This is a genomic window from Leucobacter sp. MMO-125 (assembly GCF_037148395.1).
GTDB lineage: Bacteria > Actinomycetota > Actinomycetes > Actinomycetales > Microbacteriaceae > Leucobacter.
Map to the genome: position 1 here is coordinate 220,188 of NZ_JBBCTL010000003.1, position 14,704 is coordinate 234,891.

Consider the following 14,704-nt stretch of genomic DNA (forward strand, 5'->3'; position numbering starts at 1 on the left):
CCGATACTCTCGTCGGCGGAGTCTCCGCCGATGACGCGGAGCGGGCAGGCGCAGCACCATCGGGCGAACCGTTCCCCACGCACGCCCGGGTTTCACGCATCGAGAACCCGCTCAACCCTTCACGCTATTGAAGGGATCGGGTCACGCATTCCAGAACAGGATGTATTTCACCTGTTAATTCACCCTGTGCGGCTTGTGCGGCAGCTGCGGGTGAACACCTCACCTGTCGGCACGTATACCGCCGAGGTCGGCTACCAGATACTGACGCGCTCCTCGGGGTCGAGCCACAGGCCATCACCCGGCTGGGTGCCAAATGCCTCATGAAACGCAGCCAGGTTGCGCACGATCTGGTTGCAGCGGAACTCATTCGGCGAGTGCGGATCGATGGTGAGCAGGCGCACGGTCTCTTCAGGGCGCGACTTCTGCTGCCACGCCTGCGCCCACGCCAGGAAGAACCGCTCAGCACCGGTGAGGCCGTCGATCACCGGGGGCTGCTCGCCGCCCAGCGAACGCAGGTAGGCCTTCCAAGCGATCTCAAGGCCGGACAGGTCGCCGATATTCTCGCCGATCGTGAGCTCGCCATTGACGGTCTGGCCGTCGGCACCCTCGGGCGAGAGCGCGTTGTACTGGCCGATGAGGGCAGCCGTCAAACGCTCGAACGCCGCGCGATCTTCTTCGGTCCACCAGTCGGTCAGACGGCCATCACCGTCATAACGCGAACCTTGATCATCGAAGCCGTGCCCAATCTCGTGGCCGATTACGGCACCGATCGCACCGAAGTTGACGGCAGCATCCCATGACGCGTCGAAGAACGGCGGCTGCAGGATCGCCGCGGGGAACACGATCTCGTTGAACCCGGGGTTGTAATACGCGTTGACGGTCTGCGGTGTCATGAACCATTCGTCACGGTCGATGGGCTTGCCGACCTTGCCGAGCTCGCGCACGAACTCCATCTCGGCGACGCGACGCGAGTTGCCCAGCAGGTCGCCCGAGTCGGCAGCAAGCGCCGAATAGTCGCGCCACTTCACCGGGTAGCCGATCTTCGGGGTGAAGCTGTCAAGTTTGGCGAGCGCGCGCTGTCGCGTCTCGGGCCCCATCCATGTGAGCTGCTGAATCGACTCGCGGTACGCCTCGATGAGGTGCCCCACGAGTGCGTCCATCGCGGCCTTCGAGTTCTCATCGAAGTGCCGCTCGACGTAGAGACGCCCCACGGCTTCACCCATCGCACCTTCGACGAAGGAGACTCCGCGACGCCAACGCTCGCGCTGCTCGGGCGCCCCCGTGAGGGCGGTGCCGTAGAAGTCGAAGTTGGCCCGGGAGAGCTGCTGCGTGAGCAGGGATGCGGATCCGCGCACGATCGCCCACAGCAACCACGCGCGCCATGCTTCGAGTTCATCTTCGACAAGCAGCTCGGCGAGGCCCGCAAGCGCCTCGGGCTGCGCGGCGACGACCTCGGCAAAGGCCTCTTCTGGCGCACCCATAGCGGCGAGGTATGCGCGCCAGTCAAGCTGCGGAGTGATCTGCTGCAGGCCCTCGAAGGTGCGCAGATTGTAGAGCTTTTGAATGTCGCGGCTGGCGACCTTGTCCCAGTGCGACGCGGCGATGCGACGCTCGAGATCGTAGGCGAGTTGCGCGAGGCGCTCGGCCTCAGCACCCTCAGCCACACCGGCGAGATCGAGCATGCGGGCGATGTGCTCGCGGTACTGCTCGCGGATCGCGGCGAACTGCTCTTCGCGGTAGTAGGACTCGTCGGGCAGACCGAGCCCGCCCTGCATCACGAACACGATGTAGCGGGCCGGGTCGCCGGGGTCGTTGTCGACGAACATGCCATAGAAGCCGGCCACACCCTGCCGCTCCAGCTCGGCCACTACCGAGATCAGCTCAGGGATCGACGCAACCGCGCGCGCCTTTGCGACGTCTCCCACGATGGGCTCGGCGCCGAGGCTGTCGGCCCGCTCTGTATCCATGAAACTGGCGTAGAGCGCTGCCACTTTGTCGGCCTCGCGATCCGCACCCCCCGTGATCAGACCGGGCGCAGGGGCCTCTGTGCCGGTGATGATGTCTCGCACGGCTTCTTCGGCGTTCTCGGCCAGCACCGCGAACGACCCGTAGCGCGCCTTATCTGAGGGGATCTCGGTGCGGTCGATCCACTTGCCGTTGACGTGGCGGAAGAGATCGTCTTGCGGTCGCACCGCAGGGTCGAGTTCGGCGAGGTCGATGCCGGAAGTGTGCGGAGCGGGAGCTGCGTCGGTCATGCCGACAGCCTATCGAGGACGTCTGACATGCAAGGTGCAAAAGATTCTGACCGAAACTTCACCTGTCATCCACTCGTGTCAACTTCTTTACAGTGTGAGCGCTCCGCCCGGCGGCTGCCCTGTTCGCGCTCCGCATCGATGTCGGGGGTCGCCGCTAACGTGGTCAGCATGCCCCGTTCCAGCCCTATCCCGCCGCGAACGCCTCGCGGCGAGCGCCGCCGTATCGATCGCAGCATCGCGCACCTCGCGGTGCCCGCGCTCGGCGCCCTCGTGGCCGAGCCGTTGTTTCTCGTGGTCGACTCCGCGCTCGTGGGGCATCTGGGCGCAACACCGCTCGCCGGGCTCGCGATCGCGGCGGCGATCCTGCAGACCGCAGTGGGGCTCATGATCTTCCTCGCCTACTCCACCACCCCATTGGTAGCGCGCCGACGCGGTGCCGGCGAGCTGCGCGGCGCCGTACAGGCAGGCATCGACGGGCTCTGGCTCGCGCTCGGCATCGGCATTGCTGTGGGGGCCGCGCTGTGGGCGGCGAGCGGGCCGCTCGTGTCACTGTTCCACGTGGAACAACGCACCGCTGATCAGGCGCTGGCCTATCTCACGGTCTCGTGTCTCGGCATCCCCGCGATGCTCGTGGTCTTCGCGGCGAGCGGCCTGCTGCGCGGCTTGCAAGACACGAAGACCCCGCTCGCAGTGGCCACCATTGGCTTCGCGGTCAACGCGCTGCTCAACTGGTGGTTCATCTACGGCCTCGGGTTCGGAATCGCAGGCAGCGCCTGGGGCACCGTCATCGCCCAGTGGGGCATGGTCGCCGTCTATCTCATCGTCATCGTGCGCCACGCCCGCCGAGCTGGGGCAGGATTCTTCCCGCACCGCGACGGACTGACCCACGCCGGCCGCAGCGGGGGCTGGCTGTTCATCCGCACCGTGGGGCTGCGTGCCGCACTGCTCGTCACGGTTTTCGCAGCGACAAGCCACGGCACCACCGCCACTGCCGGCTACCAGGTGGTGTTCACGATCTTCTCGACAGCGGCGTTCGCGCTCGACGCGCTCGCGATCGCTGCGCAGGCACTGGTGGGCGATGCGCTCGGAGCCCGCGATGCGAAGCGCGCCCGCCTCATCGTGCGGCGCACCGTCTTCTGGGGCATCGCCTGCGGGGCCGCGATCGGCGCGCTGCTGGCCGTCGCGAGCCCGGTGTTGGGGCGCATCTTCACGAGCGACGAGAGCGTGCTCGCGATATTGCCTCCCGCTCTGCTGGTGCTCGGCGTCTCACTGCCCCTCGGCGGCTTCGTCTTCGTGCTCGACGGTGTGCTCATGGGTGCGGGCGACGCCCGCTACCTTGCGTGGACGAGCCTCGTCAACCTCGCCGTCTACCTGCCTGCGCTCTGGCTGCTCACCGTGCTCGTGCCGAGCGGCACGGCGGCGCTTGTCGCACTCACAGCGGGCTTCACGCTGGTGTTCATGCTTGCGCGGGCCGTGACGCTCGGGGTCCGCACTCGAGGCAGCGCCTGGGTGCGGCTCGGTGCCTGAGCCCGCCTGAGCCCGGCTCAGATCCGCGCCGCTCAGTCGGTCTTGCAGACCGTCCCCTCGGCGGGCAGCTCGCCCGTAAGCAGGTAGGCGACGGTCGCGTCGTTCACACAACTCGAACGCTCCGCAAAGCTGGCACCGTGTCCGTGGCCGTCGAGGGTGAGCAGGCGCGCGTTGCCGAGCTCGCGCACGAGCTGCTGCGACCCCTCATAGGGGGTGGCGTGGTCGCCGGTCACTCCGACCACGAGGATCGGCGCGTCTGGAGATCCCGAGAACGACTCGGTGATGTCGTCCCCGCTCTCGGGCAGCGCATCGCACGAGAGGTCGACCCACGGGCCCAGCGACTCGTCATTGACCTCGGGGCCGCCGAGCAGCTCAGGGATGCCCGCCTCCTCGACGTACTCGACAAAGCCCACGAGGTCGGGGTCGGCGGGGAAGGAGTGGCAGCGCACGATCAAGCCCTGGGGGCCGACCGCTGCCCCACCGTTCGCCATGCTCTCCACGATGCCGTCGATGCTCTGCTGTTCACCGCGCATCGCGCCGGCGAGCGTCTCGAGCGCGAGGTCGCGCGTCTCTGGAATGCCGTACAACGACGAGGCGAGGTAACTGAAGAGCAGGCCGCCGTCGATCTCGCTGCCGTCGCTCGCCACGAGCGGCGCCTCGGCGAGGCGCTGCATCGCCTGCCGCAGGGCTTCTTCGCTATCGATCGGGCAGTCGGCCTGAGCGTACTCCGTCGCGCAGGTACTCAGCAGCTCGACCACCTCGTGCGCCGTCGCCGCCTGCTGGGCAAAGGTCTGCTGCGGACTCGCCCAGCGAGCGGCGATCGCACTGTCGAGCACCATCCGACCCACACGCTCGGGAAACAGCGTGGCGTAGGTCGCCCCGAGCACCGTGCCGTAGGAGTACCCCAGATAGTGGGCCTTCTCGTCGTCCACGAGCGCGCGCAACAGCTCCATGTCGCGCGCCACCTGCGAGGTGCCCATCGAGTGAGCGAGCGGGTTCGCGTCGGCGCAGAGCGCGATCTCCAACTCGCGCACGCTCGAGAAGCCGGGGGAGTCGATGGCCGAACTGCGGCCGATGCCCCGTGGATCGAAACCGACGACGTCGTAGCGCTCGGTCACTGGCTCGGCACCGTTCATGACCGACACCCGGTAGGCGAGATCGACGCCGCTGCCGCCCGGGCCACCCGGGTTCACGAACAGCGTGCCGATGGGCTCACCGTCGCCCGTCGCCGCGCGGCGGTTGACCGAGAGCTCGATCGTCTCGTGATTGCTCGGGTCGTTCCAGTCAAGCGGCGCCTCGACCAACGCGCACTCGTACTCGTCGAGCGGCGCGCCCCGCTCTTCGAGACGCTTCGCAGCGCGATCCTCAATCTCCGAGAGGTCGCATTCGCCCCACTCGATCGACTGCGCGTACACGCCAGGGAAGGACTCCGCCTGACGGGCGCTGGCGGAGTCGTCCACAGCCGGGCTGCAGGCGGAAAGCCCGAGACCGCCGAGGGCGAGCAGCGCGAACGCTGCGGTGGTCCGGTTCCTCATGAAGCTCCTCCTGAAAAGTTGGATACAGTACATCACAGCTGAGCGCGGCGAGGAGCGCACACGCTGCGACTAGGCCGGGATCGGCGAGGCGATGACTGCGACGGAGCAATCCTGCTCTGAGAATCACGGGCACCCGGCAAGGGGCGGCGGTTCACGCGCAAACTGCATCGAGCGAGCGCGAAATGCACGCCCACGCCCTGCCGACGCGAGCAGCTCAGTCGTCGGTGCAGACCGTGCCGGCCTTCGGCATCTTCCCGTCGAGCAGATAGCGCGTCACCGCGTCATCGATGCAGCTCGAACGACCGGTGTACGACGCTGCGTGCCCCTGCCCGTCCAAGGTGAGCAGCGTGGCATCACCCAACTCATCGGCGAGCACCTGTGCGTACTGGAACGGTGTCGCGTGGTCACCGGTGATACCGATGACGAGGATTGGGCCCGCACCCGCGGCGTCGAAGGACTCGGTGTAGTCGAGCCCGCTCTCGGGCAGGGCGTAGCAAGAGAGGTCAAGGAACGGCGCCAGCACCTCGTCGGTGAGTTCGGACCCGCCGAGCAGCTTCGGCACCCCGGTCTCCTCGATATGCGCGAGCAGCCCGGTGACATCGGGCTCAATCGGGAAGGAATGGCAGGTGACTACTGTGAACGCAAGGTCGAGACCTGCTCCGCCTGCGGCGGCCTCGCCGATTCCGTCAATGGCACCCTGGTCGCCGAAGAGCGCAAGGGCGATGGTGTCGAGCGTGCGGCCTCGCTCGAAGGTGCTCGAATAGAGCGCATCCCAGAGATAGCCGCGTAGCACCTCGCCGGTGATTTCGGTGCCGTCGCTCGCAACAAGCGGTGTGGCATTGAGCTCCGCGATCACAGCAAGCAACGACTCTTCGGAGGTGAACGGGCACACCTCCACCTCATCTGCATACTCGGTGCGGCATGCAGTTGCGAGAGCAACCATCGCGTTCGCGGCCGCTACCTGTTGGTCGAAGAGGTGGATCGGGCTTGCCCATGCGGCGTTCTCTGCGCTGTCAAGCACCATACGACCGACTTCATCAGGGAAAATGCTCGCATATGTCGCTCCGAGCATGGTTCCGTAGGAGTAGCCCAGATAGTCAAGGCGATCCGCCCCGATCAGGTGCCTGAGCAGCTCCATATCGCGTGCAACCTGCACCGTGCCCATCGTGTGCACGAGCGGGCTGCGCTCCCCGCACTCCGCGATCTGCACTGCCACGATGTCCGAGGTGATGTCGTCGCAGTCGAGGGGCGTGCTGCCGCCAATACCGCGCGGATCGAAGCCGAGCAGATCATACGATTCGAGCACGCCTTCGAAACCCGGCGACAGCGGCATGCCAAGCATGAAATCGACCCCGGTAGCGCCAGGCCCGCCAGGGTTGCCGGTGAGCGTGCCAATGGGCTCATCCGAACCCGTCGACGGGATGTGCACGATCGAAAGTTCGATCGTCTCCGAATTCTCGGGGTCGTTCCAGTCGAGCGGGGCGAGCACTGCCGCGCACCCGACTTCGTCGAGATCGACCCCGACTCCGGCCAACTCCTCGGCGGTGGCGTCATCGAGCCCCTCATCGGGGCCGCACTCGAACCACTCGATCTCTTGCGCATAGAGCTCCGAGAATGCTTCGGCCTGCCAGGCAGCCCCGCGCGTCGACGGGTCGAGCAGAGCCGCGGTGTCGTCGGTCGGCGCGTTGGCAGAACACCCCACGAGTGCGACAGTGGCGCAGCTTGCGAGAGCAGCAGCGGTACGAATACGGAGGGCGCGTCGATGCACGGTCATACCCTCAGATTAGGCGGAACCCGCACGGTCGGCCGCGCCCCATCGCTAGTCGTGCGCAGGCTGCTCCATTCCGGCGCACGATTCCACCCCAAACCCAGCCCACACTCAGGCCCCACGCTCCCGGCAGACCGAAAGGCCGCCTCAGCGCCCGGATCGCAGCTCTCGGGGCCCGAGGCCGTACACATCCTCAAGCGCGCGACGCATACTCGAGCTCGATCCGAACCCTGCCTGCACTGCAAGCTCACCCACGGCGAGCCCGTCGAATCTGGCATCCTGCAGCATCGAGCGGGCCACCCGCGCCCGCTCCCTGCGGATCTCCCCGGCGACAGAGCTCCCGGCCTCCGCGAAGATCGCCTGCAAATGCCGCAGCGACACCCCCGCGCCCCGGGCCACAGTCTCCGGGGTGAGGCCGAGCTCGGCTCTGCGCGCCGCGATCTCAGCGAGGGCCCGCTCCCGCACAATGGCGCGCGGCGTGCCACGAAGCGTATCAGTGCCGGAGCGCCCCAGTAGCAGCGTGCCGGCCATGTCGATGACCAGCCGATCCACGGTCTGGCTCTCACTCTCGCTCACCTGCTGCTGCTCCGAAACCGCCTGATCGAGAAACGCCTGCATGGCCCGCTCGGGCACGGTGAGTTCGGAGTAGATCCCCACGGTGTCCGCGAGCATCGGCACATACGGCAGCACGGCCTCACGCGGAATCCGGGCGACGACGAAGCGCCACTCCCCCAGAAACCGCACTCGGTGCGGCAAACCGCTCGGGGCGACGAGCAACGGCCCGGACGACGCCTTCCACGATCCGCCATCGAGATACTCGAACTCGCCGCGCTCCACGAAAATGATGTCGATCGTCGAGAAGCCCGGCCGCAACGGTCGGCGTTCGATCTCTGCGCCGGCACCCCATGCCTCGATCACGAGAACCGCCCCGAACGCGCGCACTCGCGCCTGCATACCGAGTTCGCCGTCGACGCCGCGCACACCTTCGCGGTGGAAATCCCCGCTCCGATACTCCGTGATCGAACGCTCCGGGAGGCCCTCTGCGTTCGTCTTCGAATTCTTCCCCACGGCGAAACATTACTGTACTTCCGCTCGCACCCGCAGCAGGTGAGCGCGCGGCCTGCGCAGGTATGAGCAGGGCGATGCAAGCCGGGGCGTTCGTGCCACGCTCTAGACTCGATCCGTGGCAGAGCGGGCAGCAAGTGAACGAAGCAGAGTCGTGCGCTGGGTGCGCACCGTACCCGTCATCTTCCTGCTGCTGGGCATGAGCTTCGGCACCTGGCTGAGCCGCCTGCCTGCGGTGCGGGATCACCTCGGCGCCACAGCGAGCGAGATGAGCGTCTACGGTCTGTGCCTCGCGGTGGGCAGCCTGTCGGGGCTCATCATTTCGGGCCGCATCGTGCACCGCTTCGGCCCACGCCGCACGATCTTCGTCGGCACTGTCGCGATGGCGATCACCTTGCCGAGCGCGGCGGCCATCATTCTGTACGGCGCGATCCCGCCTGGCCTGGCCGTGCTCTTCGCCTACGGCTTCGCGTTCAGCATCTGCGACGTCGCGATGAACGTGAGCGGCGCGAACGCGGAGGCGGCGTTCGGGCGGCCCCGCATGCCGCTCATGCACGCGGGTTACAGCCTCGGCGCTGTTGCGGCGACGGGCCTCGGCGGTCTCGCCGAAGCGCTCCGCGTGCCCGTGCCTGTGCACTTCGCCGCGGTCATGCTCGTGAGCGCGGTCGTACTGTTTGCTCTGCTGCGCAATCTGCCACGGGATGAGCACGCGGCACGCAGTGCCGCCGAGCTGGCGAGCTCGGGCCACGACCCCGCCACAGGCCCGATCCCTGTGATCGACTCCGCAGCGGGCGAGCAGCCCGCCTTCACCACGGTGACGGGGTCGATTCCTGTGCAGCGCCCCGACCGCGACAGCGGCCCGAACAGTGAGGCGTCGCAGGCGCTCGGATCCGCCCGCCCCTACAGCCCCTGGCGCGACCCACGTATTCTCTGCATCGGCCTGCTCACGCTCTCGTTCGGCCTCTTCGAGGGCACCGCGAGCGACTGGCTGCCGCTCGCGCTGGTCGACGGTCGCGGCCTCAGCAATCAGCTGGGATCGGTGATGCTCAGCGTGTTTTTCGTCGCGGTGATGGCGGTGCGGATCGCCGGTTCGTGGCTCATCATGCGTTTCGGCCGGGTGCCCGTGATGCGAGCATCTGCGGTGATCGCAGCGACCGGCGTGATGATGACGATTCTGCTGCCCGGCACGGCGGGCGCGGTGGCCGGGGTGCTCGCCTGGGGCGTTGGCACGAGCCTCGGCTGGCCGATCGCGATTTCAGCGGCGGCGGATCGCGCCGACACCGCCGCCCGCGACGTTGCCGCGGTGTCGGCGCTCGGCTACGGTTCGATGCTTGTGGGGCCGATGGCGTTCGGATTCCTGGGCGAGCACATCGGGCTACTTACTGCGTTCTGGGCACTGTTGCCCTTCGCCGCCTACGTGCTGTTCGCGGCGTCGGCCGCTCGATCGCGGCGCTGATCCGCTGCGCGGCCCCTCATTCTCCCGCCCTGCCCCCTCCCTCCCTGCCTGCCCCCTCCCCCCCTTCCCCGCCGAGAGGCGGATTTCGCATGGGAAAGCTTCCGCGGAGCTGCGAAATCCGCCTCTCGACGCCCTGTTGAGTGGGCATAGGGGGCGCAGGAGGGGGAGAGCAGCATGGGGGAGCCTCTTCGGCGCGGCCGGCGCAGCGCGCGAGCGGGTAAACTACCGCGGGTGCGAATCGTTGTTGCAGACTGCTCGGTCGACTATGCAGGCCGCCTCTCGGCCCACCTGCCCCGAGCCAAGCGCGTGCTCATGCTCAAGAACGACGGTTCGATCCTGGTGCACAGCGATGGCGGCTCCTACAAGCCGCTCAACTGGATGAGCCCGCCCTGCTCGCTCACCACCGTCGAGCTCGACGAGGATCAGCAGGCCGCCGGCATCGTCGAGGCTTGGCAGGTCACCCACAAGAAGACCGCCGACAAGCTCATCGTGTCGGTCTTCGAGGTGTTCCACGACTCCTCGCACGACCTGGGCGTCGACCCCGGTCTCATCAAGGACGGCGTCGAGGCGCACCTGCAAGAGCTGCTCGCCGACCAAATCGAGCTCGTGGGCGAAGGGCACACGCTCGTGCGCCGAGAGTATATGACGGCGATCGGCCCGGTCGATATTCTTGCCCGCGACGCCGAGGGCGCATCGGTGGCGATCGAGATCAAGCGCCGCGGCGGCATCGACGGCGTCGAGCAGCTCACCCGTTACCTCGAACTCATGAACCGCGACCCGAAGCTCGCGCCGGTGCAGGGCATCTTCGCGGCGCAGGAGATCAAGCCGCAGGCGCGTACCCTCGCCGAGGATCGCGGTATCCGCTGTCTCGTGCTCGACTACGACGCGATGCGCGGCATGGAGGATCAGAACACGCTGTTCTGAGGCTCTCCCGTGGCCCTTTGCGGGTCAGCCGAGCCCGCGGAGGATGATGTCGAGGCCGCGTTCGAAGGAGGCCTCGAGGTCGGTTGACGCGGCGGGGTCGGTTGCTCCGCCTCGCGGCAGGGCAGCGGGATCGATGAGGGCGCCGAGCGCTTCAGCCTGCCTGTGGGTCTGCGTCGATTGGGCGTGGCCGAAGGTGTAAAGCAGCAGCGTGCGCGCGCCGTCGGCACCAACGAGCCCGGCGAGGCGCCGTTCCGCTTCCGACGCACCGAGCCGGAATGCCGCGGCCGTCGCCACGACGTCGGCGCCGTCGCGCACGGCGAGCATCGCCTCGCGCAGGGCGATGCAGCAGGATCGCGGATCACCGGCGGCCGCCCCGAGCGCCGTCGCCGGCCCCACGATCTCATCGGCCATGAGCGCGAGCAGCGTCTGTTTGTCGGAGACGTGGTGGTAGAGCGCGCTCGGCTGCACGCCCAGCTCGGCGGCGACGCGGCGCATCGAGCAGTGCTCGAGCCCGTGCGCGTCGAGCACGCGCAGCCCGGCGGCGACCACGTCGGCGAGGCTGTTGCGCATTCGACCATCCTACCGCTAACCTGAACACCGTTCACCAGAACAGTGTTCAGGTAGCGCTCGGATCGCATCCGAGCACGCCCCCGAGATCCGCCCCGGATCCGCTCCAGAAATTCAAGATCCCCAGCTCCCTCCCGGAGCCCAACCACCCAGGAGTCAGCGTGTCAGCACCAGAAACCGGCACCGCCAGCGCAGCAGAGACCAGCGCAACCAGCGCCGAGACCCCCGCGCCGAAGCGCAACGTCGCCACCGACATCGCGCTTATCGCCACCTTCGCCGCACTCATCGCGGTCTGCGCACTGCTTCCCGCCATCAGCGTGGGCGGTGCCGTGCCCATCACCCTGCAAACCTTCGCGGTGATCCTCGCCGGCACCGTCCTAGGCGCGCGCCGCGGCTTCCTCGCCGTGCTGCTCTACCTCGCAGTCGGCGCCGCTGGCCTGCCCGTCTTCTCCGGCGGATCCGCAGGCCTCGCCCCCTTCTTCGGCCCCTCCGTCGGCTACCTCGTCGCCTTCCCGTTCGCCGCGCTGCTCGCCGGCTTCATCGTCGAACGCCTGCCCCGCCGCCGCATCGCCACCAGCATCCCCCTCATCTTCGTTGCCGGCATCGTGTCGAGCTTCGTGTTCGTGCACCCGCTCGGCATTCTCGGCATGGCCTGGCGGGCCGACCTCACCCTCGGCCAGGCCTTCCTCGCCGACCTCGCCTTCTGGCCCGGCGACATCATCAAGAACCTGCTGATGGCGGTCGTGGCAACGGCCGTGCACCGCGCCTTCCCCGCCCTGCTGCCCGCGCGTCGCCGCAGCTGAACCCATCGCCCACCCGCCCACACCCCGTAGGATCTCCGAGTGATCGAACTGCGAGACGCGAGCGTCGTCGCCACCACGCACGACGGCGAGACGACGATTCTGCACCCCACCTCGCTCGCCCTCAGCGAGCGGCGGGTCTCGATCATCGGCGCCAACGGATCGGGCAAGTCGACCCTCGCACGCCTGCTCAACGGCCTGGTCGAGCCGAGCTCCGGCAGCGTCACCATCACCGCGCAGGAGACGGCGGGTGCAGGAGCAGAGGCGGCAGCGAACGCATCAGCGATGGGTGGCGGATCGGGCGGAACCCCGGCAGGCGCACGCGATCCGCGCCCCCTCGACACCCGCCGCGACGGGGCCGCCGTGCGCCGCCGCGTCGGCTTCGTGTTCACCGACCCCGCCGCGCAGCTCATCATGCCGACTTCGGTCGAAGACGTCATGCTCTCACTGCGCCGCGCGCACCGCGACAAGCGCGCCCGCCGCGACGCCGCGCTCGCCGTGCTCGACCGCTTCGGCCTCGCGGATCTCGCCGACCGTAGCGTGCACACCCTATCGGGCGGGCAGAAGCAGCTGCTCGCGATCGCCTCGGTGCTCGCGACCGACCCTGCGATCCTCGTCGCAGACGAACCCACCACTCTGCTCGACCTGCGCAACGCCCGCATGATCGGCGATCTGCTCATGGCGCTGCCGCAGCAGCTCGTCGTCGTCACCCACGACCTCGAACTCGCCGCGCGCGCCGACCGCACGCTCGTCGTCGAAGCGGCACGCGTGGTGTTCGACGGGAAGCCCGCCGCCGCGATCGCCCACTACCGGGAGTTGAGCGGGGCCCCGTCTGCACCGAGCGCGGACACCGCCGGATCCTCCCCCAACAGCCCCGCCGAGGAACGACCGTGAGTATCCCCTCACCACTCGGGGCCTACCTGCCGGGCTCGGGCCCGCTCCACCGCCTGCGGCCCGGCGCGAAGCTACTCGGGCTCTTCGCGTTCGCGATCACGGTGGTATCGACGACCGGCGTACCGCTCACCGCGCTGTGGCTCGGGATCGCGGTCGCCCTCGCCGTGCTCGCGGGCCTGCGCGGGCACGACTTCTGGCGGGTCGCACGCGGCTTCGCGCTGGTCGCGATCCCGCTCTTCGCGTTCCAGGCGTGGCAGCACGGCTGGGAGCGCGGTGCCGAAGTGGTAGGCGACCTCTTCGCGATGATCCTCGCAGCGAGCGCCGTGACCGCGAGCACCGCAGTCGACGACATGCTCGACACGATCACCTGGGCACTCGGCCCGCTGCGCCGCTTCGGGGCGAAACCCGAGCGCGTCGCCCTGGCGTTCTCGCTCGTGATCCGGGCGATCCCCACCATCCTGGGCGTTGCCCGCGAAACCCAGGCCGCGGCGCGGGCCCGCGGGCTCGAACGGGATCCGCGCGCCCGCCTCATGCCGCTCGTGCTGCGCACGGTCGCGCACGCGCAGCGCACCGGCGAGGCTCTTGCCGCGCGCGGCGTCGGCGAGGAGTGAGGGTCACGAAAGCGCGGGCCGCACGCTCTAGGCTGGAGGGCATGGCCGAGAACCCGCAGCTCCCCGAATCCGACGCCGCGAACGACGCCGCGGCACACGAGACCGCAGCACACGAGGCGCTGATCCCGGACGAGGTGCACCCCGACTACGCGAACGACGCGGTGCGCGAGGCGCTGCGCGAACTGCAGCAGCAGCCCGACTACGCGCGGCTCGCCGCCTTCCTCAACGCATTGCGCGACGGCTACTTGGTGGCCGATGTGACCGGCACCTCGTCGAAGAAGAAGGGGCCGCGGGTGCGCACGATCCGCTCCACGAAGGGCCAGCTCGTGCTGCCGCTCTTCACCTCGATGGCAGAGCTGCGCGCCGTCGCCCCCGCCGAGCGCCGCGCCGAGGTCAAGGGCGCCATCATGCCCGCGCACGAGGCGATCGCGCTGATCCGCACCGACCGTTTCGTCGCGGCCGAGTTCGACAAGGCCGGCGCCTCGCTCGTGGTGCTGCGCAAGTACCTCTCACTCGCGCTCGAGCCAGACCTCGTCACCGCGGATCAGCTCGAGCAGATGCGCTGAACCGGACCGGGCCACCGCAGCAGCGGCGGATCCGCCATCGCAGCCAACAGCCCCAGCAACGACTGAAGCCCGGAGCGCAACGCGCCCCGGGCTTCACTCTTCAGCGGCAACCGCCGCCCGGGTGCTACTCCGCAGAGCCGATCTTGAAGGCGCGCACCACCTGCACGACACCCATCACGACCATCGAAATGCCGAGCAGCAGCCACAGGGTGACTGCCCCGACCAGCGGCGACAACATGAGCGCAAGGCCGGCGATGACGCTAATGATGCCGTAGATGACGGTCCAGGTCTTATTGCCGCTCTGCTTCACAACGGTGAACGCCATCACGCCCTCGAAGAGCCACAGCACACCGATGGTCACCGACAAGAAGATCGCGAGCACCGCGGCGGTGGCGCCGAGGTTCGCCATCATCACGACGCCGCCGATCACGTACAACACACCGAGCAGAATGTGACCGGTGCGAGCCCAGCCACCGAGCGTGCGGCTGAAGATCGCCGAACCGATGTAGACAACGCCCACGACAAGCGCGTAAGCGGCCATGACGGCGGCGATGATCTGCATGGCGACCGCGCCCGTCTTGCCGGGGAAGAACATGATGAGCAGGCCGAGCACGATTGCGATGAGACCGCCCACGCCAAACGCGGTGCGCACCCCGTCTCCCGCGCGCTGCAGCAGATTCGTTTCGGGTGAGGTCATGAGAACTCCTTCGCTGAGAAAGCGTCCGCAGACGCGGCG

13 protein-coding genes are annotated in these 14,704 nt (G+C 68.2%); 7 read left to right on the forward strand and 6 right to left on the reverse strand.

The annotated features are described in order from the left end of the window. Nucleotides 1-251 precede the first annotated feature (251 nt). A complete protein-coding gene (locus WFI54_RS08670) occupies nt 252-2,255 on the reverse strand; it encodes a M13 family metallopeptidase (RefSeq protein ID WP_336652393.1) in 2,004 nt (667 codons plus the stop codon). Between the two features lie 168 nt (nt 2,256-2,423). Here WFI54_RS08670 and WFI54_RS08675 point away from each other — a divergent pair, with 168 nt between their 5' ends. Next, nucleotides 2,424-3,782: an MATE family efflux transporter gene (locus WFI54_RS08675; protein WP_336652394.1), complete on the forward strand. Its 1,359-nt coding sequence runs from the start codon at nt 2,424-2,426 to the stop codon at nt 3,780-3,782. 32 nt (nt 3,783-3,814) lie between these two features. Here WFI54_RS08675 and WFI54_RS08680 read toward each other — a convergent pair whose 3' ends face one another. From WFI54_RS08680 to WFI54_RS08690, 3 genes are all read right to left on the reverse strand, one after another. Beyond that, on the reverse strand, nt 3,815-5,317 hold the full coding sequence (locus WFI54_RS08680; RefSeq protein ID WP_336652395.1) for an alpha/beta hydrolase: 1,503 nt from the start codon (nt 5,315-5,317) through the stop codon (nt 3,815-3,817). Nucleotides 5,318-5,531: 214 nt separating this feature from the next. After that, nucleotides 5,532-7,091, reverse strand: coding sequence for an alpha/beta hydrolase (locus tag WFI54_RS08685; protein WP_336652396.1), 1,560 nt, complete (start codon nt 7,089-7,091; stop codon nt 5,532-5,534). A gap of 141 nt (nt 7,092-7,232) precedes the next feature. Beyond that, nucleotides 7,233-8,153, reverse strand: coding sequence for a helix-turn-helix transcriptional regulator (locus tag WFI54_RS08690; protein ID WP_336652397.1), 921 nt, complete (start codon nt 8,151-8,153; stop codon nt 7,233-7,235). Between the two features lie 115 nt (nt 8,154-8,268). Between WFI54_RS08690 and WFI54_RS08695 the strand changes: the two genes are divergently transcribed. Both WFI54_RS08695 and nucS read left to right on the forward strand, forming a co-directional pair. After that, nucleotides 8,269-9,606: an MFS transporter gene (locus WFI54_RS08695; protein ID WP_336652398.1), complete on the forward strand. Its 1,338-nt coding sequence runs from the start codon at nt 8,269-8,271 to the stop codon at nt 9,604-9,606. Nucleotides 9,607-9,837: 231 nt separating this feature from the next. Then, the gene (gene nucS, locus WFI54_RS08700) at nt 9,838-10,530 is read left to right on the forward strand and encodes an endonuclease NucS (RefSeq protein ID WP_336652399.1); all 693 of its coding nucleotides are present in this window, start codon (nt 9,838-9,840) and stop codon (nt 10,528-10,530) included. Between the two features lie 24 nt (nt 10,531-10,554). Here the strand turns inward: nucS and WFI54_RS08705 are convergent, their stop codons facing one another. Further along, on the reverse strand, nt 10,555-11,100 hold the full coding sequence (locus WFI54_RS08705; protein ID WP_336652400.1) for a TetR family transcriptional regulator: 546 nt from the start codon (nt 11,098-11,100) through the stop codon (nt 10,555-10,557). Nucleotides 11,101-11,258: 158 nt separating this feature from the next. Here WFI54_RS08705 and WFI54_RS08710 point away from each other — a divergent pair, with 158 nt between their 5' ends. From WFI54_RS08710 to WFI54_RS08725, 4 genes are read left to right on the forward strand one after another with little or no spacing between them, the layout of a single operon-like run. Further along, nucleotides 11,259-11,900, forward strand: a complete 642-nt coding sequence (locus WFI54_RS08710) for a biotin transporter BioY (RefSeq protein WP_336652401.1) — start codon at nt 11,259-11,261, stop codon at nt 11,898-11,900. A gap of 39 nt (nt 11,901-11,939) precedes the next feature. Beyond that, on the forward strand, nt 11,940-12,791 hold the full coding sequence (locus WFI54_RS08715) for an energy-coupling factor ABC transporter ATP-binding protein (protein WP_336652402.1): 852 nt from the start codon (nt 11,940-11,942) through the stop codon (nt 12,789-12,791). Further along, nucleotides 12,788-13,402 (forward strand): energy-coupling factor transporter transmembrane component T family protein, encoded by a 615-nt coding sequence (locus tag WFI54_RS08720; protein ID WP_336652403.1) that lies wholly within the window; start codon nt 12,788-12,790, stop codon nt 13,400-13,402. The genes WFI54_RS08715 and WFI54_RS08720 overlap by 4 nt, the downstream gene beginning before the upstream one ends. A gap of 41 nt (nt 13,403-13,443) precedes the next feature. Continuing rightward, complete coding sequence (locus WFI54_RS08725; RefSeq protein ID WP_336652404.1) at nt 13,444-13,968, forward strand: SseB family protein; 525 nt, start codon at nt 13,444-13,446, stop codon at nt 13,966-13,968. A gap of 124 nt (nt 13,969-14,092) precedes the next feature. Here the strand turns inward: WFI54_RS08725 and WFI54_RS08730 are convergent, their stop codons facing one another. Then, nucleotides 14,093-14,665: an HdeD family acid-resistance protein gene (locus WFI54_RS08730; RefSeq protein WP_336652405.1), complete on the reverse strand. Its 573-nt coding sequence runs from the start codon at nt 14,663-14,665 to the stop codon at nt 14,093-14,095. Between the last annotated feature and the right edge of the window lie 39 nt (nt 14,666-14,704).